The organism is Halodesulfovibrio spirochaetisodalis, assembly GCF_001672295.1.
GTDB classification, from domain to species: Bacteria; Desulfobacterota; Desulfovibrionia; order Desulfovibrionales; family Desulfovibrionaceae; genus Halodesulfovibrio; species Halodesulfovibrio spirochaetisodalis.
In genome coordinates, this window is record NZ_JXMS01000007.1 from 16,930 (window position 1) to 43,080 (window position 26,151).

The 26,151-nt window shown below is 46.8% G+C and carries 22 protein-coding genes; 9 read left to right on the top strand and 13 right to left on the bottom strand.

Annotated features, from left to right (window positions below):
• Positions 1-4 precede the first annotated feature (4 nt).
• From SP90_RS05380 to SP90_RS05390, 3 genes are all read left to right on the top strand, one after another.
• A complete protein-coding gene (locus tag SP90_RS05380) occupies positions 5-1,228 on the top strand; it encodes a bifunctional nucleoside/nucleotide kinase/histidine phosphatase family protein (protein ID WP_066853377.1) in 1,224 nt (407 codons plus the stop codon).
• Positions 1,229-1,568: 340 nt separating this feature from the next.
• Positions 1,569-3,668, top strand: a complete 2,100-nt coding sequence (gene mutL / locus SP90_RS05385; protein WP_066853379.1) for a DNA mismatch repair endonuclease MutL — start codon at positions 1,569-1,571, stop codon at positions 3,666-3,668.
• 331 nt (positions 3,669-3,999) lie between these two features.
• Positions 4,000-4,350, top strand: coding sequence for a DUF190 domain-containing protein (locus tag SP90_RS05390; protein WP_066853381.1), 351 nt, complete (start codon positions 4,000-4,002; stop codon positions 4,348-4,350).
• Positions 4,351-4,570: 220 nt separating this feature from the next.
• Here the strand turns inward: SP90_RS05390 and rfaD are convergent, their stop codons facing one another.
• From rfaD to SP90_RS05435, 10 genes are all read right to left on the bottom strand, one after another.
• On the bottom strand, positions 4,571-5,542 hold the full coding sequence (rfaD, locus tag SP90_RS05395; protein ID WP_066853382.1) for an ADP-glyceromanno-heptose 6-epimerase: 972 nt from the start codon (positions 5,540-5,542) through the stop codon (positions 4,571-4,573).
• 19 nt (positions 5,543-5,561) lie between these two features.
• The gene (locus SP90_RS05400) at positions 5,562-6,239 is read right to left on the bottom strand and encodes a YkgJ family cysteine cluster protein (RefSeq protein ID WP_066853384.1); all 678 of its coding nucleotides are present in this window, start codon (positions 6,237-6,239) and stop codon (positions 5,562-5,564) included.
• 36 nt (positions 6,240-6,275) lie between these two features.
• A complete protein-coding gene (locus SP90_RS05405) occupies positions 6,276-7,643 on the bottom strand; it encodes a protein kinase domain-containing protein (protein ID WP_066853386.1) in 1,368 nt (455 codons plus the stop codon).
• A 14-nt stretch (positions 7,644-7,657) separates the two neighbouring features.
• Entirely contained in the window at positions 7,658-8,467 is an 810-nt protein-coding gene (locus SP90_RS05410; protein ID WP_082936310.1) for a metallophosphoesterase family protein, read from the bottom strand.
• Between the two features lie 61 nt (positions 8,468-8,528).
• On the bottom strand, positions 8,529-9,260 hold the full coding sequence (locus SP90_RS05415) for a sulfite exporter TauE/SafE family protein (protein WP_066853388.1): 732 nt from the start codon (positions 9,258-9,260) through the stop codon (positions 8,529-8,531).
• Between the two features lie 5 nt (positions 9,261-9,265).
• Positions 9,266-9,643: a rhodanese-like domain-containing protein gene (locus SP90_RS05420; protein WP_066853390.1), complete on the bottom strand. Its 378-nt coding sequence runs from the start codon at positions 9,641-9,643 to the stop codon at positions 9,266-9,268.
• 48 nt (positions 9,644-9,691) lie between these two features.
• Positions 9,692-10,069 (bottom strand): rhodanese-like domain-containing protein, encoded by a 378-nt coding sequence (locus SP90_RS05425; protein ID WP_066853392.1) that lies wholly within the window; start codon positions 10,067-10,069, stop codon positions 9,692-9,694.
• A 53-nt stretch (positions 10,070-10,122) separates the two neighbouring features.
• Positions 10,123-10,287 (bottom strand): hypothetical protein, encoded by a 165-nt coding sequence (locus SP90_RS16695; protein WP_197498763.1) that lies wholly within the window; start codon positions 10,285-10,287, stop codon positions 10,123-10,125.
• Between the two features lie 31 nt (positions 10,288-10,318).
• Positions 10,319-11,215 (bottom strand): permease, encoded by an 897-nt coding sequence (locus SP90_RS05430; protein ID WP_066853394.1) that lies wholly within the window; start codon positions 11,213-11,215, stop codon positions 10,319-10,321.
• A gap of 58 nt (positions 11,216-11,273) precedes the next feature.
• On the bottom strand, positions 11,274-11,714 hold the full coding sequence (locus SP90_RS05435; RefSeq protein ID WP_066853528.1) for a MarR family winged helix-turn-helix transcriptional regulator: 441 nt from the start codon (positions 11,712-11,714) through the stop codon (positions 11,274-11,276).
• Positions 11,715-12,082: 368 nt separating this feature from the next.
• Between SP90_RS05435 and SP90_RS05440 the strand changes: the two genes are divergently transcribed.
• Positions 12,083-12,565: a hypothetical protein gene (locus SP90_RS05440; RefSeq protein ID WP_066853397.1), complete on the top strand. Its 483-nt coding sequence runs from the start codon at positions 12,083-12,085 to the stop codon at positions 12,563-12,565.
• A 395-nt stretch (positions 12,566-12,960) separates the two neighbouring features.
• Here SP90_RS05440 and SP90_RS05445 read toward each other — a convergent pair whose 3' ends face one another.
• Together SP90_RS05445 and phnD are read right to left on the bottom strand one after the other, a co-directional pair.
• Positions 12,961-15,099, bottom strand: a complete 2,139-nt coding sequence (locus SP90_RS05445) for a methyl-accepting chemotaxis protein (protein WP_066853398.1) — start codon at positions 15,097-15,099, stop codon at positions 12,961-12,963.
• Positions 15,100-15,164: 65 nt separating this feature from the next.
• Positions 15,165-16,013, bottom strand: a complete 849-nt coding sequence (phnD, locus tag SP90_RS05450; RefSeq protein ID WP_066853400.1) for a phosphate/phosphite/phosphonate ABC transporter substrate-binding protein — start codon at positions 16,011-16,013, stop codon at positions 15,165-15,167.
• A 640-nt stretch (positions 16,014-16,653) separates the two neighbouring features.
• Here phnD and gnd point away from each other — a divergent pair.
• The 4 genes from gnd (at position 16,654) to SP90_RS05470 (ending at position 22,790) form a co-directional block, all read left to right on the top strand.
• A complete protein-coding gene (gene gnd, locus SP90_RS05455; protein ID WP_066853402.1) occupies positions 16,654-17,553 on the top strand; it encodes a phosphogluconate dehydrogenase (NAD(+)-dependent, decarboxylating) in 900 nt (299 codons plus the stop codon).
• An 8-nt stretch (positions 17,554-17,561) separates the two neighbouring features.
• Positions 17,562-19,166, top strand: coding sequence for a glucose-6-phosphate dehydrogenase (zwf, locus tag SP90_RS05460; protein WP_231895533.1), 1,605 nt, complete (start codon positions 17,562-17,564; stop codon positions 19,164-19,166).
• 186 nt (positions 19,167-19,352) lie between these two features.
• Positions 19,353-22,142: an ATP-dependent DNA helicase gene (locus SP90_RS05465; RefSeq protein WP_197498764.1), complete on the top strand. Its 2,790-nt coding sequence runs from the start codon at positions 19,353-19,355 to the stop codon at positions 22,140-22,142.
• A gap of 78 nt (positions 22,143-22,220) precedes the next feature.
• The gene (locus SP90_RS05470; RefSeq protein ID WP_066853406.1) at positions 22,221-22,790 is read left to right on the top strand and encodes a DJ-1/PfpI family protein; all 570 of its coding nucleotides are present in this window, start codon (positions 22,221-22,223) and stop codon (positions 22,788-22,790) included.
• A 79-nt stretch (positions 22,791-22,869) separates the two neighbouring features.
• Here the strand turns inward: SP90_RS05470 and SP90_RS05475 are convergent, their stop codons facing one another.
• A complete protein-coding gene (locus tag SP90_RS05475) occupies positions 22,870-23,256 on the bottom strand; it encodes a hypothetical protein (protein WP_157471194.1) in 387 nt (128 codons plus the stop codon).
• Between the two features lie 782 nt (positions 23,257-24,038).
• On the opposite strand from SP90_RS05475, the gene SP90_RS05480 reads away from it, so the two are divergent.
• The gene (locus SP90_RS05480; protein WP_066853410.1) at positions 24,039-26,111 is read left to right on the top strand and encodes a ribonucleoside triphosphate reductase; all 2,073 of its coding nucleotides are present in this window, start codon (positions 24,039-24,041) and stop codon (positions 26,109-26,111) included.
• The last annotated feature ends 40 nt before the right edge of the window (positions 26,112-26,151 follow it).

Sequence of the window (26,151 nt, forward strand, 5' to 3'; positions counted from 1 at the left end):
AAGAATGCATAAGCTTTACATTGGTATGGTAGGTCTACCTGCTCGCGGAAAAACTACTGTTGCCGCCAAAATTTTGGATGGCCTTTCCAAAGAAGGAATCCGTACAGCCATTTTCAATAACGGTGATATCCGCCGTGAACAACTCGGAGTGAAATCTTCCGAGCCGGAATTCTATTGTCCGACAAATCAGGCAGGCCGAGCCGCCCGCGAGGGGATTGCTGTAACCAATATGAACCGCGCCACAGAGTTCCTGCAAAATGGCGGTAATGTCGCTATCCTTGACGCTACCAACGTCAGCAGACACCGCAGGCTCACCATTGAACGCATGGCAATCTACCCTATCCTCTGGATTGAATGCGTCAATAATGATGAAGAACTGGTTGATGCATCTATCCTGCGCAAAACCAAACTTCCCGAATTTTCCAAGCTCTCAGAAAAAGACGCCTGCATGAGCTTTAAAGAGCGCATCAAATACTACGAGCATATTTACTCTCCGTTGCTGGATGAAAAAATGTGGGTCGTTGTGGACTCGCTCCATAACCTGATTTTGAACGAAAACGTACCGAGCGGTGTTCCATTCTATGCGAACATCAGAGACATCCTCGTATCAGACTGGGTACGTAACCTGTATCTCGCCCGCCACGGACAGACTGAATACAACGTAATGGACAGAATCGGGGGCGACTCGTCATTAACCGAACTCGGGCATCGGCAAGCAAGCTGTCTTGGTGAATATTTAAAAAACTACGACATCAACTATGTGTTCACCAGCAAGAAGCGCAGGTCAAAACAAACAGCACAGTATGTTGTCGATCAGATGGAAAACTGCACGGTTATTCCGCTTCCCGAATTTGATGAAATCAACGCCGGTGTATGTGAAGACATGATGTATTCGGAGATTAAAGAAAAATATCCGGAAATTGCTCGTGACCGTTCATACGATAAATACGGCTATATTTACCCTGAAGGGGAAGGATATGTAACGCTTAAAGAACGCGTGGACAGAGGGTTAAAAAAAGCACTCTTCCTTTCCGGTAACGCGGAGCGCGTCCTTATTGTGGGACATCAGGCTATCAACAGAATGATCCTCTCTCACTTTCTTTTCAGAAGGCAGGAGGATGTTCCCTACATCCTTGTTCCACAGAACTCTTTGTTCCACATCATCTCGACCCAGCAAAAAAAACTGTTTGAACTTGTTAAATTCATGGATGCAGATCTTGGTCATTAACAAAAAAAGGGACTCAAATAAGAGTCCCTTTTTTTACACATTGCTGCAACCACGCCTCTTAATTACAACAAAATGCACTTCAATTCAGTTCAATCCATTCTTTCATAATATTCTATTACTCAACTAACTGTACAGGGCAATATTGTAAACCGCTTTTACAATTACATATACAGGATGATTTCATTGCGATCTTACAATTTTCAATACGCTTCTTTGATTATCTGTCCCACTATGAAAAATTATTTTCCAGCTTGAAAATTGCCAAACCATAACTAATTCAGTACATGAATTATTGAACTGCCAGTTCTGAAATCTAACCGTCCTGTTAAATGGATTTTGTATGACTCATAATAGCAATACCAGACGCCATATTAAAGTACTGCCGTCCGACCTGCGCAACCAGATTGCAGCAGGCGAGGTTGTTGAACGCCCTGCTTCCGTCGTGAAAGAACTTGTGGAAAACAGCATTGACGCAGGTGCTACCCATGTAGACATCACCATAGAAGAAGGCGGACAGACACTTATTTCGGTACGGGATAACGGGCACGGTATTCCGCAGGACGAACTGGAAATGGCAGTCACCCGTCATGCAACAAGCAAAGTAAGCAACCTGAAGGAACTGATGAGTATCGGAAGCTATGGCTTCCGTGGAGAAGCACTTCCTTCTATTGCCTCTGTCTCTACATTCACCATTACTTCAGCCCCTGCGCCGGAAGTACCCAATACTCCGTCTGACGCCTTTTTCATTAAAGTTGAACATGGCAACATTGTCAGTCAGGGACCTGCGGCGCTCCATCAGGGAACTGTGGTTGAAATCAGAGACCTTTTCGCCAATATCCCGGCACGTCTTAAATTTTTAAAAACAAAAAATACAGAAACCAAACGCTGTCAGGAAATGCTGTCGCGTCTTGCACTTGCCCGACCGGATGTGGGCTTTACGTTCACCAACAATGGTCGTGAAGTCTGGCGGTTCCCGAAAAACCAGACCTTGCGCGACAGACTGGCTATCTTATGGCCACCAGCCATTACAGAAGAACTTCTTTCCCTTGATTACTCACGCGACGGCTACACCGTACGCGGGCTTACAGGGCACCCGCAAAAAGCGCAGCCCCGCGCTGACCGCATGCTTTTTTGGGTAAATGATCGCTCTGTAAATGACAGGCTCATCATGCGCGCCGTCAGAGATGGATACAAAGGCAGACTGTTAAGCAAAGAATATCCGCAAATCGCCCTGTTCCTTGATATGGAACCAACACTTGTGGACGCCAACGTGCACCCTGCCAAAAACGAAGTGCGTTTTCAGGATGAAAACAACGTCTACCTCGCTATCCGCAAAGGTGTGGAACGTGCTCTGGATGACCTGACCGTATTGGAACAGGTAGAAGCCGGAACTGATCCGTTTTCTGCAAAACCTGCCAAACCGCAACCTGCGGCAACGCAGGCAACCATGAACCTTGATACTCCGCCGCCCAAACCGGCAGGATTCTGGGGCGCAGCAGACGACAGCAGCGTTATTGGCAGCAGAGCAAACACAACAGCAACCGGATACGAAACCGAAGTCGTGCCGACCGACGCTACAACAGTCCATGCAGAAGCAGACTCTGCTTCAACGGACTCTGCTGTACTCGCTTCTTCCTATCTGGCTGAAACAGACCATGCGGCTATGGACGATAGTAATGTTGCCATTGATTTCACTCCGTCACCATCCAAAAGCAATGCACCATATGCACCTGTGATGGAGCTTGAAGAACCTGCGCCCTACACACCTGAGCAAGGCGATCTGTCCATCAGACCTTCCCATGCTGCACACGATGAGCCGGAAACCGATGTTGAATACGCAGCACAGGAGCCTGCGTTCAGTCCATCGCATGACCAGCAGCAAGTCACTGTAGGGGACCTCACCTACCTCGGTCAGCTGGCAGACACCTATCTCATCATCCGCCAGCGGGATCAGAAGCTTGTCCTGCTGGATCAACATGCTGTGCACGAACGAATTTTATTTGAGCGAATCAAACGTGATGCTTCCCAAGGCCACTCACAACTCCTCGCCCTTCCCATCAACCTTGCTCTTCATCCTTCAGAAGCAAGCAGACTGCAAGAAATGTGGGGCGACCTCGAAACCATCGGCTTCTCGCTGGATACTGCTGGCGAAGCAGCCGTTCGCGTAAAGGGTATTCCTACTGCACTGGACACAGCAGAGGCAAAAGATTTTCTGCGCGAGATACTCTCTGGTCAGGTGAGCTCAATGGAAGAGTTGTGGGCCATGATGTCCTGCAAAAGCGCCATCAAAGCCGGACAGAAACTGACCTCGGACGAGGCTGCCGGTCTCATTGCCCAATGGTTGAAAACACCGGACAGAACGTACTGCCCGCACGGCCGCCCTGCTGTATTGCAGTTCACCATTGATGATCTGGAAAAGATGTTTAAACGCAAAGGGTAACTCCACTCCCGATAACGTAAGGCCAGTCTGTTTCATACTGGCCTTTTTGTTTGCCTACCATTGACCCCCCAAAAATAATCATCAAGCAACATGCTATACGCATCACAAAATTAGCTTTTACTTTACAGAATGTTAGCCGAACTCGTTAATCAAATCACATCTCTCCAGCCTCTTCTCTACTCTTAACTGCCTGTTACTCTGTTTAAAATAGCAGATACAACACCACGGAAACGCTATTGTGTGATGGTATTCAATATATTTTGACCAGCAAAGAATACGCACACAATTTCAGGACACCGTAACGCTCAGGTCAGCTCCGACGGAGGCAGTAATGAAGGAATGCACAAAAGTTGAACGACTTACATGTATTGTTGACGAAGATAGAACACACAACGGCGAACCATTATATCGCGCTATTGTTAACGCCGCTCAAGAAAATGGAATCGGCGGCGCAACAGTAACACGAGGCATTATGGGGTTTGGTGCCGGAAAACGCATACACCGTGACCGTCCGCTTGGTCGTAACTCCGACTTGCCGATAGTCATCAGAATCGTAGATGAGAAAGACAAACTCGATGTATTTTCAAAAGATCTCTGCGAAATGGTAGAACAGGGTATCATCCTGCGTGAGCCTGTTCACATGTGTCTGGTACGTTGTGGCGGAGAAACAATCAAAGAATAAGCGACAGATATTCGCAAACACCACTTCGTTGCCAAAAAAAATCAGCAACAAACAACGTGTCTGCAATTCAGGCGCGATGCTTTTTGATGGCAGTACACACCTGCCTTTTCATAATGCTCCAGCAACAGCACAACAAAAAAGGGTGAAGACCATTGGTCTTCACCCTTTATGATTTCTTCTGCAACGGGCAGTTTTTACTCCCAAACAGGAAGCCTGTTGCTTACAGGTACGGGTCTTCCTGTGCAAGGTAGTTCTGCACGTAATCTTTTGCACCCTCTTCAAGAGAACGGAATTTTACAGGACATCCTGCATCCTGAAGGCGTTTCATTGGTGCTTCAGTAAAGTACTGGTACTTACCACGCAGGATTTCCGGCATCTCAATGTAGCTGATGTTCGGCTCAATATCCATTGCAGCAAATACAGAGTTCGCAAGGTCGTTCCATGTGCGTGCTGTGCCGGTACCGAAGTTAAAAATACCGTTTGCCTGCGGGTTCTCAAGGAGCCACCACATAGCATCCACGCAGTCTTTTACGTATACAAAGTCACGTTTTTGTCCACCGTGCGGGTAATCCGGATGGTAGGACTTAAAGAGCTTCATCTCTTTAGTCTCACCAATCTGAGAAAACGCTTTGCACACAACACTCATCATGTTGCCTTTATGGTACTCGTTAGGGCCGTACACATTGAAAAATTTAAGGGACGCAATTTTATCAAGACGTCCGGTACGCTCTGCCCAGAGATCAAAAAGCTGTTTAGAGTATCCGTACATGTTCAACGGCTTCAGCTTATGCATGGTTTCGAGAGAATCCTCAAAACCGAACTGACCGTCACCGTACGTCGCTGCAGAACTTGCGTTGATAAAACGCGCATCGTTCATAAGCGCCAGTTCGCACATTGCTTTAGTGTACTGCAGATTGTTTTCCATGAGGAAGTCTGCATCTTTCTCGGTGGTGGAAGAACAGGCACCCATGTGGATAATTGCGTCAACTTCCCAAGGAAGCTGGTCATGCATTACCATTTCGAGAAATGTATCGCGATGGACATATTCTTCGTAAGTACGGTTAACAAGGTTCTTCCATTTTTCGGTAGAAGCAAGGTTATCCACCACAATAATATCTGTAATGCCCATTTCGTTGAGCTTCCAGATCATAGCGCTGCCGATCATTCCGGCGCCACCAGTAACAATGTACATACTGTCCTCCTAGCAGGAGCTAGCTAGCTTTTTTCTCGGTAAGATTCTCAAGTTCAGGGCCGTGTTCAGTTTCAACAACGCGCAGGCCGAACATATGCACTGTTTCACCAAGGGTGCGACCGAAAAGAAATTCCATTTCTGTTGCAGGCACGCCGGCTTTTTCCATAACAACTTTGCGGAAAGCCATATCAAAACGCACAGCTTCAAGAAACTCTTCTTTAGCAGAAGGATCTTCTTTCATGCGCTCAAAAATAGTTCCGAGATACTCATAGCCGCATTTTTCTTCATGCATGCGTACAAGCTCTGCATAGCCGTTATTATCGCCGAGCACGTCCAGACGGGTGATACGGTTTTCTTCGTACATCTCCTGAAGTGCATCGGGATTCCAACAGTCCAGCGTTCTACATTCTGCCGGACGGTCATTATAAATAAAGCAAAGACGATCTACTACGTTAAAGAAGCAGCATGTCCAGGTACTTGCATTACGACGGGTAATCTTGACGATTTCCTGCTGCAACGGCTCAAGCTGACCGGTTACGTTGTTACGTACCAGCTCTCCGCGACGGAATGTCATAAGGTCTTTACGCTGAAAAACCCCTTTTTCGAACAGTTCCAAATCTGCTTTGTGCAGAGCAGGACCGCCCTTGGCACAGCATGTACCACAGCGGGTACATTCTTTTTGTATTTCCTGACCCATGTTAGGTCTCCTTATTTTATCTATAGGAAAGTGCGTCTACCCCCGCACCGCTCTGACGGCAAACTGGCATGTCATATCCTGCCAGCCGACAAAGCCCATTGATGCACTCACAAACCATGCCGCCATATACGACTTTGTATCGCACGTCCAGAGTGTATCTTGCGCACTATCCAGAAGCTGAGGTATGCAAAACGCTCCCAGCTCAGGTGGTTCCTGAACCAGAGACGATAATTCATCTACTGTCGGCAATCGCCAATTATCATAGCCTGCAAATTTTTGCTCATTCAACGACGCTACATACGCATGCGCCTCGTCCCATGTGCAGGCAAACTCACTGCCGGACTGCTGCCACATTTTACCGGTCGCAGCATCCGTTACAGTTCCATCTCCATTTTCAACCAGATCTGCCATGCCCACACAGTCGGGGCGCCATAGCGAATCCAGACCAAAAATTCTCTGTGCTTCATCAAGCCGTGCTTTCACTGGCTCGGTTCTCAGTACCGAAGCATCCGTCGGGCATGGTGGTGTTTCCGCAAATTCGTCAATAAACCGGCATTCATTATCAACCCTCTCCCGCCATATTTCCACCAGCGCATTAAGGGCTGTGCGCATTTCTTTAGCCGTGGAAAAACGTTTTTCAGGGTCAAATGCCATTGCCGTATCAAAAAAAGTATCCCACTCACTATCAAGATCAAGGGAGTACTGGCTGGCTCGCGGAACAACATTGTTTGTATACAGAGCTTCGTCCGTAGGCAACACTCCGGTAAGCATCCGGTATAGCATCACTCCTACAGAAAAAATATCTGCTCTGCCGTCAACACTGTCCGGCGCTGCTTCCTGCTCAGGTGCCGCATAGTATGGAGAGCCGATCCGCTCCCCTTTTGCAGCAGAAGTGGGCTGCACTTCTCCGCGCAAACGAGACAACCCGAAATCGATGAGTTTAATCTCATCCAACCCTGTAATCATCAGGTTAAACGGCTTTACGTCTCTGTGTACAATCCCTGCCTGATGCATCCGATACAATGCATCCAGAGTTTGTGAAGCATAGGAAACAGCCGTGGTAAGCGGAAGTTTCCGTGTAGGTGCTTCCACACGGTAGCTTTCACCGATAACCATTCCAAGATTACGGCAAAAATATTCCATAATGAAAAACGGCGTGCCGTCTGCTATATCATAGTCCCATATGGCTGCGATATTAGGATGATCAAGTTTTCCCATTATTCGTGCTTCCGATTCAAAGCGCGCAATAAGTTCATCCTGCTCAACCAGCATTTCCATCATGTCTGAAGGCTTGAGCACCTTAAGTGCCACAATGCGTCCTGTTACCGGCTGGCGTGCTTTAAACACAGCGCCCATGCCGCCTCTGCCCAACAGGCCGCACACAGTATAGCGTCCAATTTTCATGTCTCTTCCTGTAACTATGGCAGCAAACGTCTTGCGTAGCGTTCCGGCAGACCGCGTGCCTTCATTTTTGCGACAGTCTCAGCAGCATCGTAGCGAACACAGCGCACAACTAGCTCATGTGAATCTGTATCCCACGCAAGATACTTGGCTCGCGGGTCACCATCACGCGGCTGCCCCACTGCCCCTGCATTCACCATATATCGGCTGGAAAAATCGAGATTGTGTGTCCCTTCCGGCAGGCCAGACCGCTCCACATGCCCATCAGCTGCCCGTACCAGCCCCAGCTCATGGGTATGACCAAGGAACGCAACCTGCTCGGTAAAACGGGAAAATTTGAGGAGAACCCGCTCGTCATCCAGCTCCCAAATATATTGAAAAGCAGAACGCGGCGGTAAGCCGTGCACAAACAGTGCACCATGCCGCTGAATAACAAGGGGAAGTGAACGAAGGTAGTTCAAAGATTCTTCAGAGAGCATCAATGCTGTTTTATCTACAACCTCAATGGATTGCTTGTTAAAACAGGAGCGGTACTTACTTCGCCCCACACCGAGTTCATGATTTCCGGCAACAGAAATTATTCCATGTTCCTGAACTGTTTTGACGCATAATTCAGGGTCAGGCCCGTACCCGACAATATCCCCGAGAGAAATAATCTCGGATACATCAGGGAATTCCCTTTCAATATCGCTCAGGACACTGACAAGTGCTTCATAATTCGCATGGATATCTGACAGAACTACTATTCGCATTGCCGAAGCATAGCAGGAAGTGATTTTGCTGACAAATTGCCCCGCATTGAACTTACATAGGCACCAGCTTTTCATACGCAGCCTGCAATACAAAAGCAGATCCCTCTCCGTCACCGAAAAGGGATCTGCTATGTTTTCAAAGCATGTCGTATACTATTTTACAAGCCATCAACAGCATCGTACACGCAAGAAACGTTCGGATACTGTTTTGCGAAAGGAACCTGTGCATAATGCTGGTTCCGGCGTATCCACCGATAACCGCAAGCCCACCGCAAACAACAGCCAGAAAGAGCGAGACATCGCCCATTTGTAGATATGCCATAAAACCGGAAAAGGAGGCCACCGGCACAATCAACGATGTTATGGCTGCAATACGTTTTGGAGCAAAGTTCATCAGCCCCAGAATCGGCACAACGATCCCACCGCTACCGATACCAAGCAAGCCTGATATGAAACCGGACACACCTCCCCAAAAGAGTTGCGTACCAGTTCCCATTGCTTCCTTTGTACCGGTCTTCTTTATGCCTATAAGCATCACCAGTCCCGCGAGAGTCAGAAATACTGCAAAGAAGTATAACAACACACCCTCTGGCACCACAGTGGAGGCATATGCCCCTGCCGGTGCACTGCACAGTGATGCACCGAGAAGCGGCAACCATTCTCTGACACGGATCTTTCCACTTCTGATGTTAACAAAGGAAGCACTGGAAAGCGTAAGGGTATTTATCAACAACCCCAAAGGACGGGCAACGCTCAGTGCCATTCCCAGACTATGCAGCACTGGCACAAGAACTGCGGCAGAACCCACACCACCAAGAGCAAACAAAAAGCTCAAAAATAACGTTGCTACAGCCGCAATGAGAAGCATACCTGCTACCTCTGGTTGAAGAGAGGCGTAGGCTTAATCAACGTAGCGATCTGTTCAGTACTTAAGGTAAGCGTCCGCACTTGTGTGAAGCCTTTTGACTTCAAGTAGAACCATACCATGGAGGCTCTGAAAACAGAGGAGCAAAACGGAATTATCAATTTGTGGTCAGGCAATTCGCCAATTCTTTCAGGAAGTGCGTGTAGCGGAATATGTTTTGCCCAAGGGTACACTGAATACTCTTGTTCTTCGTCTGTCCGCACATCTAAAAAGATCGCATCATCTGAAGCAAGCAGACTGTGAAACTCAGTCTGGGTAACGCAGTGTGTTCCTTTAGCCAGGTTTTCAAAACTTAATTCTTTCAGCGGGCTGATATTGAAATTCATAGGTATCTCCGTACAAGTAGATTAGTAGCGCAAGTTGGTGACAGTCGATCAGGCATTTTTCTTTGCGGCATACAAAGGAGCAGGCTTCAGGAGTGTTGCCAGTTGCTCAGACCCGCCAACCATTGTCTTTACCATTTCAAATCCAGCCTGCCGTAAGAAGGAAAATCCAACAGTAGATTCAAACGAGGATGAAGCAATCGTGATGATCATTGCATCTCTGGACAGCTCATCCACACGATCCGGCAACTCTTCCAGCGGAATGTTCTTCGCAAACGGGTAACTGCACATGTCAGCTTCCTGTCTGGTTCGAACATCCAGCAGTAAGACGTTGCCATTACCGATTACACGCTGAACAGCTTCCGGAGATGTAGTAAACTCACCGCAGGCAAGAGCCTCAAAATCCATTTCACTCAAAATTGTATCCATAACAAGTTCCTGTTCGTATTTGGTAGTATGAGAATTGCCACAATCTGCAGCCGCTACTTGTCCTGCTGAGTTTCTTCTTTTGTTTCCTGCTGTTCTGCTTCAGCTTCCTGCTCATTTGTTTCCGGCACTTCTTCAATGACGCTTCCGCAACAGCATCCACAGTCAGAACCAGCACCAGTTAACCGTGCCCACAGGCTTTTTTTCTCTGTTTTATCCATAACAATCTCCTTTTATTACATCATATGGTTGTTACATCATCATAGTGAAGGTGATCCCTGAAACAACAGCTGTTGAGAAAATGACAACAACAATTGCAGCCACCAGACGTTTTTTGAAAATAGACGCCAGCATACTCATTTCAGGAATAGCCATACCGGCACCGCCGATAATCAAAGCAATTACTGCCCCGAGTCCCATACCTTTTCCGGCAAGTGCAAGACCGATAGGAATTGCTGTTTCCGCACGGATGTACAATGGGATACCCACGAGCGCTGCAACAGGGATTGCAAACGGATTAGTCGGCCCTGCCCAGTCAACAATGAGTTCCTGCGGCATGTACCCGTAAATACCGGCACCAATGGCTACACCGATAAAGAGGTAGACAAATACGCGTCTGAAATCACCAAGCGCAGAACTGAATGCTGCTTTGCTTTTGCCCCAGAATGTTGCAGGCACAGCTTCTTCGTTCCCTGCGCAACAACTCTGCTGAAGGCGTACGTTGCGCACGTAATTTCCGAAACCAAACATATCCAGCAACAAACCGAAGAGAATAGAAGCCGCAAAGGTCACGACACCATAAATGAGTGCAGCCTTTGCCCCCATTAACGTAGCGATCATGCTTAAAATGATCGGGTTCAGAATCGGGGATGCAATGACAAATGACATAACAGGCCCGAACGGGGTTCCGGCATTAAGTAAGCCCAATGTCATAGGAATGGTGGAACACGCACAAAACGGAGTAAGTCCACCGACCAGTGCCCCTAAGATATTCCCCCATATTCCTTTACGGGAAATCCAACCCTTCAGCCGTTCCTGCGGGATGTACATGAGCGCCAAAGCAACAGCAGTACTGATTCCCAAAAACAAAATAGTCAGTTCAACACTAATAAATGCAAAATATTCTAAGGTCTTTTGTAGGTTATTCATGGCTTCCTCCTAAGGTTGACATCGTCAACTATTATTTCAAAAAAAGGGGATACCCCTTTTATTTACCTGCTAACGACACAGCGTTTGCCAGTACATTCAATGCATTCGCTACATTTTCACGGTCTGATGCATCTATATTGGCCAACGCCTTTTCAAGTCTATCACTTGTACATTCCATTGCGGTCTGCAACAGCGCATACCCAGCTTCAGTCGGCGAGACACAGCAAACTCTGCCATCAGCAGCAGAACGATGCTTTGTCACCAGATCCTGCTTTTCCAGCCGAGTCACTATTCGTGTTGCTCCGCTCTTGGTAAACCCAAGCAGCTTACCTATTTCCTGCACAGAACAGTCAGGCGTCATGGCAGTAGTCTTAAGAGCCTGAAACTCCGACAAAGACAAATTGTCACAGCACGCGCCGTTAATCCCTTTGGAACTAAAGTGCCATGCTATTTCCAATATACTTTCAACCAATGTAGATGATGCCTGTATGTTCTTCATGTTGCTGCTCCATTTCGCTGTGGAATGAAAAGTAAGCACATTAGTTGCCATCGTCAACCATTTTACACAGATTTTTTTGAAACTTCCTTAACCATATATAGCTGATGAATTTAACATGAGAAGATTTGCAACTATCTTTCACTACTGAGAGTCCGTCTTCTTTACCTTTCAATAACTCTTAATTCCTTAATAGTTACTACCTAACTGCGCTATGTCTTAACAATCTATTCTGACGTATTTTTTTCTCAAAAAACTTTCAGGATCATTTTGTTTGAAAGTTTAACTAGCTAATTTTATGTAAAGATTTATTTTGAACATCCGAAGATTATATAAAGAAAATCATAAACATTATTCATATCGGAGACACCATGTCCTTATCATTAGATTCTATAGGCAATAACCGGTTAGGAGTTGCTTCGGAAAAACTTCTTAAAAAAGAACTTGAAAACAAATTTTCAGAAAACGCTTCTTCGGTAGAAAATGAGTTGAAAGGGGATGCGGTTACCATTTCTGAAAAAGGGCGTGCGTTAGCTAAGAAAATTACTTCACTAGAAGAAAGTGACGAACAAGCGGGAAAAACTGCGAAAAAAGACGCGAAACAGGTCAAAAAAGAAAGAGCTAGCGAGTCAGGTGGCAATAAGAGCGCGCTTGATAAGCTGATAGAGACATTGAAAAAGAAAATTAAAGTCGTAGAGCAAGAAATTCAGAGCCTTAAGGGGTCTAATATGCACGAGAAAGCAAAACAAAGCATGCTGAGTGCAAAGACAGAAGAGTTGACTCTTCTTAATGGGCAACTGCAGTCCGCTATGGCACAAAAGATGAAAGCAGCTCAAGGGGCAGCCAAAGCTTAAGAGGTTGTCTATATAGCTCATCGATTGATAGCAAAAAGTCTCAGATGCCCTGAGACTTTTTTTGTCTATAGATAGTTTGTTTGGGGGAATGGAAGCGAACGAAGCTAGTTAACTACATCGAGACGTACTACAATCGAAGACAGCAGCATTCGAGCAATGGCTGGTTTTACCCTGCCATTTTTGAGTCTCGCAATGAACAGCATGGCCTTATCACTTAACTTGAAAACAACATTTTTGATTTAAGATCAGAAAGTTAGATTAAACTTTTTTTGTTATAGGGTCAGATGCCAGTTTAAGATATTTTATATATAAAAACACCCCAGCTTCATTTCGAATCTGAGGTTTGGAACAGTTTGAAAGGGTACATGCTTGTAGAGTGCATTTACCCTTTTTAATTATCTTTGCTGCATTGATTTGACCAAATTCTTCAGTTCGCCTGCATTTCCCACAAGGCCGGAAATGGATGAAGCGCAGATAGAAACGCCGTCCGAGGTACTGACAGCAATGCTGTGAACCTCATCCATGGCCTGCCGGATAGTTTCGGAACCGGCGGCCTGTTCTTTACTGAGCAGGGCAATATTCTGTACCTGATGTGTGTTTTCTTCCACCAGCTTGAGAATTTCTTCCATGCGCTGGCCGGAATGTTCTGCCAGACGCGAGCTTGCAGTCATTCCTTCCGCCACTTGTCTGGTGGCCTGCACATTACTAAGTACATGCTGCTGAATGCCTTCAATGGTATCCTGCACACTTTGAGTGGCGGTAAGGGTTTTAGCTGCCAGCTTACGTACTTCGTCCGCTACTACAGAAAATCCTTTTCCAGCCTCGCCAGCGCGGGCTGCTTCAATGGCAGCATTCAACGCAAGCAGGTTAATCTGGTCTGCAATATCGAGCACTATTGAAAGTACCGAGGTAATATTGCCTGTACGTTCCTCAAGAGTCCTCATTGAGTCACTTAGTTCTAAAATTTTATGCTGCTGTACAGTAATGGAGGAAACTGTTTCCATTACTTGCTCTGTACTTTTCTGTACCTGTTCCCCTGCGGCGATACTCTGGTCAGAAACATGCTGAGCATTTTCCGCCACAGTCTGAATCATACTGTGAGCATCCTGTACGTACTGTGCCACATGCGCGCTGCGGTCACGCTGTAGTGTAGCACCGTGACGGATACTGTCGATTTGCTCGGAGAACTGTTCTGTACTGCTGGAAATATGCTGTACAATTTCCTGTATCACTTCTGCCGCCTGCACCTTGCCTTGATACAAGGCATCCTCTGTCTCTGAGCGAGCCTGCTCGGCTTCCACCAATGCATGTTCAGCTTTGAGAGTTTCCTCTTTTGCCTCAGCACTGCGCTCTTCCGATTCCTGAATTTTCCCCTTCAATGTTGTTACCATCGTGCGCAGAGAATCTGCCAACACACCGGATTCGTCCTTCTGCCGTATGTCCAGAGTTGCGGAAAGATCCCCCCCTGCAACGGAGTGGGCAAACTCTATTCCCTTAAATAACGGACTGGTAATATTTCTGGTAAGGGTTATGCCTATAAGCAAGGCCAACAAGAAACCACCGCCGGTACCGTATAGTGATACAGAGTTCAAAACTTGTGCATATTCAACTGCATCTTCGGTTTGACTAGCCACGGATTGAGAATTCAGTGCCAGCATTTCGGCAATAATCTGCGACGACTTTGCACTCAACTCTTTATCATCCACCATAATAAGCGTTGCCATGTTCTGGTAGAGAGCTTCGGCCTTGTCAGCTTCTGCTATAAGTAGGTCTAACTGTTTTCGTAGTGCTGTAGAGGCTTTAATAATTTTTACTTCATAAAGAAACGAAGCAGCGTCGGCATCGCCACGACGAATAGCTTGTTTAGCCTCAGCAATCGCGGAATAAAATGCCTTCAGCGGTGATTCCATATCATCCAAAATTTTCTGGATTGCGGTGTTTTTTGTACTGTGGCTGGCTATCCATGTTCCCAGTTTACTGTTCGCATAGTCATCACCGCCTTTAAACTCTATCTCAGACTGGAGCATATTTCCTACATCACCAATAAGCTTGTAGTACTCGCTACGCAGCATCTCCAAATCTCGTTTAAACCGGACAGGCGCCAGAATATCAGTAGCCAGCAGCTGCCGTGAAAGAGCCATAAACTGACTATTGATTGCATCACGCTGCCTTCTGTTTTCTTGTAGCAACTGCCACAGTTTCTTTTCTCTGCCGGAGTGCTCCTGAGCATCGTACTGAGTCCACAGCGTATTAAAACGGTTTTCCAGTGTATCCAAAGTACTGTGGAAGTCTTCTACAGTCTCCGCTTCCAGCCTCGGTGTCAGCAGAATGCGCTGGATGCTCATAATACGGCCGCTTGTATTTTGTATCTGCATCAATGTTTGTACAGACGGCAATCGCACATCAGTAATATACCGAAATGATGTGGTAATATTAGAAACCCCAACCCAACCGACACAGCCAGCAACCAAAAGCAGCAGGGCAATAACGGAAAATCCGCCAATGAGTTTAACGCGGATACTCAAATTTTTCATAATAAAATACTCCCATTGACGGTCTATAACGTGGTCATGCCCTGCTGCTTGTGTATAACAGGTTGCTATTTAAAGTCTGCTTCAACTTTTTTCATAACAGTGCGCAGACTGTCATAATTACTGTCTTTTGTTGGAGTAATAGCAGTAACGCCTTTTTTGATAGAGCCGAGGATGGCACGATCCTTCAGTCCAAGCAGAGCAGTACGTAATTGCTTTGTCTGAGCGGCGTCCATGCCCTTGTGAGCTACAAACAGGAAGTCGTAAATTGGTAAGGACTTAGCGATGATTTTGATGGAATCCAGATTCTTGTTAGCAACAGCTTCTTTAATACCACCAGCATCATAGCCACCCATAGCAACATACTTAGCAACCTTATCGTGTTTGCCAAGAAAGTCGTATTTCTCCAATGTGCCAAATACGCCACTATCCATGAGCATTTTGCAAGGAACATAAAAAGAAAGTGTTGACTGTCGTGAACCAAAGGCAAATTTTTTACCTTTCAGATCCTCGAGAGAATTGATGGCGGAGTTATCTTTGGCGGCAATGATAGCGGCATGGAAAAATGGCTTCCCTTTGGTTTCTATCCCACCAAGGATATTAAATACACCTGCGCCTTCCGCACCGGATGTGGCAAGTACGTACGGGCTTGGTCCAATGAATCCAAAATCAAAGTAACCGTTCTGGAATTTTTCAATAGTATCCGCGTAATCTTTACCTGTTTCAAAGGTAATTGTTGTACCAGTTTTCTGTTCAAGATAGGTGAGTAGAGGCTGAAGCGATTTTTTCACTTTCGAAACTTTACCTACAGCAATAGCACCAAAAACAAGGTTCTTCTTTTTTTGTGCATGTGCTGTTGAGACAGACAAAACCAGAACAAAAAGTAGCACTGCTGAAACAAGAGCATTGCGAAACATATTTCTCTCCTAAACATTAAGTTTTACGATAAAGCACCGTAGTATAATATGTACTACAATTCATAATGTAAGCATAACTAGACGTAACACTGGATGCTTCAAAAAGGACGTAGTAATAGCAAATCATATGCAATAACTACTTCGCCTAAGTATTACTCCAGCTGTTACAGCTCCTGTAAAATGCTCGCACCTGCTCATGTGTTATCGACAAGATTCATACAGACCTTAGGATATTTGCCATCAACTATGATATCGGAGAGCTGAATCGTATTATAGACAATTCAGCTACCGAATCATTCAGACCTTATCTCGCTATCTTCGTCAGAAAGATGTGTTGCATTAAGTGTCTAAAAAAATAGAGCGAAATATTTCTTTTTTAAGCAAAGAACGATTGTTCTCAATTCTCGAAATAGTACTACAAGAGAAATTTGCCTTTGGGGGAACCGTAAGCTTCTTTAAAAAAACACAAATCAAAAATAGAGTTTCCTGATCGCTTACTCTTCTTACCTATAACGCATTCCATGCAAACAGCTCCCACCGGCATATATCATCACTGCGGATTGCACTAAACTCGTAGCTCACGTACCTTGGAACTGGAATCCTCCCTACAAAACCAAATTACTTTTTCCGAGGTAATAGTATGCAAGTTGCAATGATCGGCCTTGGCCGCATGGGAATGAATATGGCACGCAGGCTCCTTAAGGACGGACATGAAGTGGTTGTTTGGAACCGCTCGCCGGACAAGGTAGCTGCAATGGTTTCAGAAGGAGCCATCGGCGCGCAATCTATTGAAGAAGCCGTACACAAACTCACTGGCCCTCGTGTTATTTGGAGCATGCTACCTGCGGGTAATGTCACCAAACACGCGCTTAAAGAGATTCTCGACGCACTGGAACCGGACGATCTCGTCATTGAGGGAGGCAACTCCTACTGGAAAGACGATCAGGAAAATGCAAAACCGTTTGTCGAAAAAGGGTGCGGATACATTGATGCCGGAGTTTCCGGTGGAGTGTGGGGGCTGAAGATAGGCTACTGCACCATGGTTGGCGGTAAAGACCGCTATGTACGCCGCGCAAAACCAATCTTTGATTCTCTTGCACCACCGCGCGGTTGGAAACATGTGGGTCCTGTCGGAGCTGGCCATTTCGTGAAAATGGTTCATAACGGTATTGAATACGCCATGATGGAAGCCATTGGTGAAGGGTTTGATCTCATGCGCAACGGCCCGTTCGAACACCTCGATCTTGGCGGCATTGCAGACCTGTGGGGTCAGGGCAGCGTAGTTCGATGCTGGCTGCTTGAACTGCTGGTTCTTGCCTACGAGCGCGACCCTGATCTTTCCTCAATCAGAGGCTACGTGGATGATTCCGGTGAAGGCCGCTGGACTGTGCTTAACAGCGTAGAATACGGCGTATCTGCTCCTGTCCTTGCACAATCACTGTTCAAACGCTTTGAATCCCGTCAGGAAGATGTGTACTCCAACAAGGTGCTGGCAGCACTGCGTAACGAGTTTGGCGGCCATGCCGTGAAAAAAGGATAGGTGCACTCATGATGCCTAATGTAGAAGCAACTCTTTCTCCTACCTCCGGCTCATGTGAAGAGCGCAGACCGGACGGATGCGGGATTATCATCTTCGGTGCCTCCGGTGACCTTGTTTACAGAAAGCTCCTTCCTGCCCTGTATCATCTCTATGCCCGAAATCTGATGCCGGAAAAATTCTACATTCTTGGATTCGCTCGAACAGATATGACTGATGATGCATTTCGGGAACGGGCACGCGAAGCACTTGTGGATGCACATGAGCCGGATGCCCCTGAGACTGTCACCAAATTCCTTTCCAAATGTATGTATGTTTCCGGTGACTATAAGGACCCAGCAGCCTACAAGCGGTTGCAAACAAAAGCCGCCACCTGTGACTGTGATTTTTCGGAAAAAGAAAACAAACTCTTCTATCTTGCTCTTCCTCCTCAACTGCACCCTTCTGTGGTCAGCCGTCTATCCGAATGTGGCCTTACCGCGGAAGGCGAAAATGCCAGCCCCTGGGCGCGTGTGGTGTTTGAAAAGCCGTTCGGACACGATCTTAACTCCGCACTGGAGTTGGACAAGCATCTGTCCTCCATGCTCGATCCCTCACAGATTTTCCGCATAGACCATTATCTCGGTAAAGAGACTGTGCAATCTATTCTGATGCTCCGCTTTGCAAACATTATGTTCGAACCCCTGTGGAGCCAACGGTATATTGATAACATCCAGATTACAGTAGCAGAATCAGTAGGTGTAGAGCACAGGGGCGGATATTATGAGTCGGCAGGATGTTTGCGGGACATGTTCCAGAACCATATGCTCCAAATGCTTTCACTTGTGACAATGGAGCCCCCCACACGCTTTGAAGCCGAATTTGTACAGGCTGAACGGGTAAAGCTGTTACGGGCAATCCGACCGTGGTCTGAACGCACCCTCAAGGACAACATTGTCCGCGGACAATACGCAGCAGGTACCGTCCATAATGAAAAAGCAGTCGGGTACCATGATGAAGCAAACATCGCGAAAGACTCCGCAACTGAAACATTTGTGGGCATGAAACTGTACATCGATAATTGGCGCTGGCAGGGAGTCCCCATCTATATGCGCTCAGGCAAGCGCCTGCATATGCGTGAGTCCGAAGTTGCGGTCACGTTCAAACGAGTTCCGCACTCCATGTTCGGCTTTGCTTCCCAGCATGAAATGCCGGCCAATATTCTGGTTATGAAGATTCAACCGAACGAAGGAGTGGACTTAACCATCCACACAAAACAACCGGGGCCTAAAACATGCATGGCCAGCTTATCCCTGTCCTTCAAGTATGAAGAAGTATTCGGCATCACTCCGCCGGATGCCTATGAACGACTTCTTCTGGACTGCATGCTCGGCGACCGCACCCTGTTCCTGTCCCGCAAAGGGGTTGAGGCAGCGTGGACAATTGTTGATCCGATCCTCAATTTCTGGCGAGATCATCCAGATAAAGCACCACTCCATTCATACGAAGCGGGCTCATGGGGACCACAAGCTTCTGACGATTTACTCCTGCGCAGCGGGCACCAGTGGCGTAACCCGCCGGATGAACATGGAACGCATTTTAAAAGTTTGGCAAAGCCTCTTATTGTCCGCAAATAATCTTTTCACAATCACGACCTTTAGCGGAAATCTTATGGAAGTAAGATTTCCGCTTTTTTTATATTTTTGGCTTTTTTTTGTTATTTTTAGTATTTTTTTGAACAAGCAGCACAAATTATTGTCAAATGACAAACTGCAGTCTGTTCGAGACTGACAGCCTCAATACCTTTTGATATGCCAAAAGGTATGTTTCGTCCCTTTACTACTCCCATTGAAGATATTGCTATTATCTTCGGGCATGAACGCAGCCTCAGCAACGGTGAAAAACGAATTTACTCCGTTGCTGCCCTACGTATTTCTCAAGATGCAACTATCAGCGAATTCACATCGAATATTCGCTCCGGTAAGCTGCGGGCACGAGAATATGCCCATTCGCAAGTCAGCGAAGCAAAGCTAAAAAGTGCACCTGACGAAATTACGGTGTCAGGGCACCTACAAGATTTTCTAGAAGGTGTGGATCATATCGTGGGATACGTGCCCAATGGGCATATCATTTCACTTGAACCACTCTGCAATAACGAGCGTATTATTGATGCTGCATTGCTTGCAGACTATTTTATGCCGTGGACTGGAGCTGCCACAGCAAAATCTTTATGGGAGTACCTGCACCAACAGGAACGACAAAAAATCAGCTTTTCTCCGCTGGAAGGTGCCGAACTCTGCGTTGACTTTATGAAGCACCTCTTCGGCACAGTTCTCAACGATACCACATATCCTGCTGCCAGCGCACTGCGCTACTATCTGCGGGCAAGCAACACGCTCTTTGGAACCTTCTGTTGTCACATGCTGGAACATTTTGGAGACTATTTCGGCAATTCTCTCATCACGCCGGTAACCAAGCCGGAAACGGCAGACTGGGAACAATTTCTGGATACTGTTCCCAAAAAAGAAAAGACAACCACAGAGCACGAAGCCTATCAGGAATTACCTGAGGACGACATCCAGCAGCTATTTGAACAGCTCTCTCACAAACGCAAAGGCTACAGTGTACGTCAGCCGCAAGTAGACTACGCCACCAATATTGCTCACGCCATCAACAGTAACGCGGTCGCGTGCATTGAAGCCGGTACTGGCACAGGGAAAACCCTTGGCTACTTGCTGCCAGTTATGGAATTTCTCAAACGAAATCCCACACAGCGCGTGGCTATTGCCACCTATACCAAGAGCCTGCAAAAACAACTGTACGGAAACGAACTTGATGCCTGCCGCGAGCTGTTCGGCCAATATCAGGATATTCCTGTTTCGCTCATTAAAGGCAAATCAAATTACGTTTGCGCACACAAACTCAACGACATTCTCTCCCCTCTCCTAGACGGCATAGAATTACTCTCGTGGCTGTATTTTGCCAACATCTGCTACCGTTACCGCATTGCAGATTTAGATGACGTAACACCCCGCATACGTGCCTATTTCGACGAAGGCAGAACTCTGAGTAATATTGCGCAAGAAGTTTCAGCAGGAAGCAGCTGTTTCAGCACACACAAGCGCTGCCCGGGAAATATTGTCACTGCAGAAGCAGCGCAATCACGACTTGTCATTACCAACCACAATAAGCTGGTGCTCATGGAGAGTGACTCACAACTGAGTAATCTCTTCAAACATTGTATTATTGACGAAGCAAACCACTTTGAGGACGCAGTCCGCACAACCCTGAGCCCTGAATTTTCTACATCTGATATTGCATTTTATTGCCGTTACCTACGAGAGCAATGCCGCAAACTAATTTTGGCACCCTCGACAACCGAAATCGTGGAAAATCAGGCGGAAGCCGTCGTAAGTGAAATCGCATACACAATTACCAAGATGGATGCTATGCGGGAGCAGTTCAAGCAGATGAATCAGGCAGCAGCATACGGCGCTGTTCCTGTAACGCCTGTGCACCTCGCATTCACGGATGGTGATGCTGTTAACGACTTGAAAATTCTCCTGAAGCATCTGGTTCGCATTCACGAACTTTCAGCCTTTTTTGCTGGTAAAAAAGCAGGTGATCTCCCATTAGGATATAAAGCAATTTCCCGCTGCCGAACCATGCGCACCCTGCTTCAAGATGCCTGCGTCAGCCTTTCCCAAATCCATAAAGGCTTGCATGAAGACGGTACGTGGAACTCTGTGCATGTCTTCCCTCGCAACTGGTTACTCTGCGGAGGGCAAGTCTACATGGGAGCCTTTATCCGCGAAACCATCATTAAACAACGTGATACCATTGTATTCACCTCAGCCACACTGACTCATCAGTCCAGCTTCACGCCCTACAGGCGTTCATTGGGACTTGGTAAGGCTGACATGGTTACATTTCTAGATGAGGAAGCCTCACCCAAGCCATGCTTCGTTGCTAAAATTGCACCACCGTTTACTCCGGATTACTCTCTTGTGGTTCCTTCTGACGCACCAAGCGGCCTGTACGAACATAAAAAACACTGGCTCGACTACACACTCACCGTACTGCCCAAACTTATTGAATATAATTACGGAGCCACTCTTGTTCTCTGTGCAAGCTACGAAGATTTAGAAGCACTGAGGAAAAATCTTGAAACATCCTACGACGGTAACTATCCGTTACTGTTCCAAAGAAAGGGTGAGCCTGCCACAGCACTCATCGAAGAATTTCGAACAACGAGAGAAAGTGTTTTATTCGGCGTGGAAACATTCTGGCACGGCGTGGATTTCCCAGGAAATACGCTTACGCAGGTTGTCATCACCCGACTCCCATTTCCAGCACCCAACTCACCTCTTATGGATGCCAGAAAACGGTTCTTACCAGATGGAGTTTTCTGGGAACGATATCGTTATGAAACTGCAATAAAATTCAGGCAAGGTACCGGAAGGCTCATCAGACGTGAAACTGATACAGGGCTTGTTGTTGTGCTGGACAACAGACTGCTCAGAAACCAGCGGCTTGCCCCGTGCCCCGTCATTCAAGGGATGCGAAATATCCCTGAACGCCATAGGGGAAAAGGTTGGAAGAAAGCAGAATAAAGACATGCACGTCCTATTCTCGGGACATGCCATGTACCTGAACCTGAAGACAACACATTGTAAAAAAGGAAGAAGTAGATGGGAAAAGTGGCAATTCTGCTCACCCAAGGGTTTGCAGATTGGGAATATGCCCTGCTGGCAGGAACAGGCGGCTCCTTTTACGGGCAAGATATACAGTTTTTTTCACCTGAGGCTGGCGAGATTCAATCACAAGGTGGTCTTACGGCATCAGTTTCAAATGAAGTTTACGAAATCACCGCATGGCAGCCCGATGTAATCGTCATCATCGGAGGTTCCATATGGGTAACAGACGCAGCACCGGATCTTACAGTCGTCCTGACTATGCACTATAACCGTGGTGGTATTGTTGCAGGAATCTGCGGAGGTACATTAGCTCTAGCGCGAGCAGGACTCTTGAACAACACACCTCACACTTCAAATGATCTTGAATTTCTGATGCAAAACGCGCAAGACTACTCCGGTGCCAATCATTTTCAGCAAAGTCCCGTAGCGATAACTGGTGATCGAGTAATAACCGCAACTGGAACCGCACCTGTTAGCTTTACAGCCGCAATTTTTACATGCCTCGGTTTAGACACCCAAAACGTGCAACAATTTCAAGACATGCTGGCTGCAGAGCACGGTTAGTCATTACTCCCATCTTCGTAGTTCCCAACAGTCCTGTGCCTTGCAATAAAAAGAAGCCCCGCTATTGCGGGGCATAGTGCTATTCTTTCTCTTTCAGCTGCGGCTTGTCAGATGAGTTCTTACACATATTGTCATATGCGTGAGAAAAAACGTTATTCACATCTTCCATGGAAGACATTCCTCTCATCTGCCCGGCAAGATATCCATGTAGAAAACCACGTTCGTATGAGAAAACCTTGGCTAAATCCATTTCTGTAGCCTTCGGGTTTTGCTCTTTGAATATTTTCTCACCTTCAGTGAAGTATTGCTTGGCAATCTCATTTTTACGCATCTCAAGAGCAAGATATCCACACTGGATTTTGTTCTTGTAGTTACCGGTAAGAGGAGCTTCTTTCATTCCTTCAGGAGCCGCTACTGCAACCTGCGCAATAAGCATCAGTCCCAGAGCCAGTACAAGTGCTCTCATTTTCTCTTCCTTTTTATTATGATTGTATGCTGTGCACACCTTTTCGGGCACGGTTTGCGGTAACAACATGACACAAACTCTTCCGCTCGCCTTGCACTCAAAAGTGATAACAACACTTTCTACGCTGAACACTCATTATTTGGAAGTATCTTTGCAATTATTTAGAATAATACATCACTTAAGTATAACCGATTTCCGCGCAACTTTTCGTAACTCAAGTCACAGTTTGCAGTACTTTTAACATTTTTTTTATGCGTAGGAGAAGCCTATTTTTGAGTAACCAAGCGTGCTAATTCGCACAAGTGCAAAAACGGTACATCCAAATTGTGCGTAAAAAAAATACATCAGCTAATTCGGATAATTACACTGTGGATTACGTGTTAATCTATCCACAAAAAGCATCAACCTACTTGATGCATAACATGCTTTTTGTTAGCTCTTTCCCACCCAAAGAAGACTCCCTTCAGGAGCCGAAAGGCGCAAAGGAAATCCGGTCGAAAATCCGGTGCGGTCCTGCCGCTGTAATCTTGCCTGCTTTCCCACAAGCTACCGCCCACACGGTATACCGGCAAGAAAGCCAGCCCCTTCCTGAAGTCAACCGGCACAGAGCGTACTGCCGGTATATATCCAAATAATCCATAACCTGTGCCTGCGTATATTGGGGTTCTGCCGCAATATACACATCCCAGGCTGCAAGATGTCGAATTGCTATCGCGCGATGCATGCGTTCTTTACGTGTGCTCTTCTTTTGCCATGCACTTTCTATGACGTCCGGAGTTATAATGCCCAAACAGATTCTCAAGCGAGACGGTTGCATCGAAACTTGGTCCCTCGAACGAATTGCCCAAGCTATCCTCAAAGCACTCAAAAGCAGTGGCATCAAAGACCCACTTCTTTCCAAACGCCTTGCTCGTAAGGTAGAAGAAAAACTTGCAAATGTTGAAGCACCTGAGCAAGAGCAAGTACAAGACACAGTACAGCAGGTACTGATGGAAGCCCGCTTGTACGCCGTTGCTGAACGTTACATTATCTACCGTGAAAAACGTCGTGAAATGCGTACACAGGATCAGGCTTACTTTGACGTATCCAGCATGATCGAAAGCTACCTTGACCGCAGTGACTGGCGTGTAAATGAAAACTCCAACATGGGTCATTCTTTTCAGGGTCTCATTCTGCATATGGCAGGCTCTGTTCAGGCTCGTTACGTGCTTGAAAAATATCCAGAAGAAATCCGTCAGGCTCACACTCACGGTTACTTCCATGTTCACGATCTTTCTTTCGGTCTTGCAGGCTACTGCTCAGGCTGGAGCCTTCGCGATCTCCTGCTTGAAGGTTTCAACCTCGAAGGCCGTTGCTGCTCTGCACCTGCAAAACATTTTGATTCCGCATGCGGACAGATTGTAAACTTCCTTGGAACACTGCAGAACGAATGGTCCGGCGCTCAGGCATTCAACAACGTTGATACCTACCTTGCTCCGTTTATCCGCAACGATAATCTCGACTACCCGACTGTACGTCAGCAGATCCAGAAGCTTGTATACAACCTGAACACTACCTCCCGCTGGGGCGGCCAAAGCCCGTTCACCAACTTTACGTTTGATATGGTTGTTCCGGCACACATTGCTAATGAACCTATCATCATTGGTGGTGCATTCCAGGATACAACCTACGGTGATTACCAGAAAGAAATGGATATGATTAACCGCGCATTCCTCGAGGTTATGCTCGAAGGCGACGCTGATGGCCGTATCTTCTCTTTCCCGATCCCGACATACAACGTTACCAAAGATTTTGATTGGGATTCTGTTCCAGCCCAGCTCTTAATGGAACTTACAGCCAAGTATGGTGTTCCGTACTTCCAGAACTTCATCAACTCCGATCTTAATCCGGAAGATGTTCGTTCCATGTGCTGCCGTTTGCAGATGGATCTTCGCGAAATCCGTAAAAAGACCGGTGGCCTGTTCGGCGCTGGCGACCTCACTGGTTCCATCGGCGTTGTAACTCTGAACTTGCCGAAACTTGCGTACCTTGCTCACAACGAAGAAGACTTCCTTGATCTTGTTGAAGAATACGCAGAAATGGCTAAAGAATCTCTGGAATTCAAGCGCAAGCTCTGCCAGCAGAACCTTGAAGCGGGCATGTTCCCGTTCTCACGCCGCTACCTCAAAAACGGCTACAAAGGTCACTTCTCCACCATCGGTCTTATCGGTGGCCATGAAGCATGCCTCAACCTGCTCGGCAAAGGTATTGAAACTGAAAGCGGCCTGCGCCTTATGCGCCGTGTTCTCAACCACCTGCGCGCACTTACTGTTCGTTTCCAAGAAGAAACTGGCAACCTGTACAACCTTGAAGCAACTCCGGGTGAAGGTACCTGCTACCGTCTTGCCAAAACAGACAAAGACCTCTACGCAGACATCGTTTCCGCTGGTAATGAAGTACCGTACTACACCAACTCGACTCTGCTTCCAGTAGGTCTTACAGGGGACGTATTCTACGCTCTTGAGCACCAGAACGAACTCCAGACCTTGTACAACGGCGGTACCGTATTCCATTCCTTCCTCGGCGAAGCTGTACCGGAACCGGAAAGCGTAAAGAACTTCCTCATCAAAGCAATGAGCAACACAAAAATTCCTTACATTTCCGTGACCCCTACCTTCTCCATTTGTAAGGAGCACGGCTACATTAATGGTGAACACTTCAATTGTCCGACTTGTGGCAGCGAAGCAGAAGTGTACACCCGTGTAGTTGGCTACTACCGTCCAGTAAAACGCTGGAACAAAGGTAAACAAGAAGAATATCGCCAACGTCAGGAATACGCACTTAGCGCGCTCACTGACTGCTGCTGCGGAAGCTAGTCCGTTTGCAGCCCCTTTATTAGTAAGAAAAGCCGTTCTG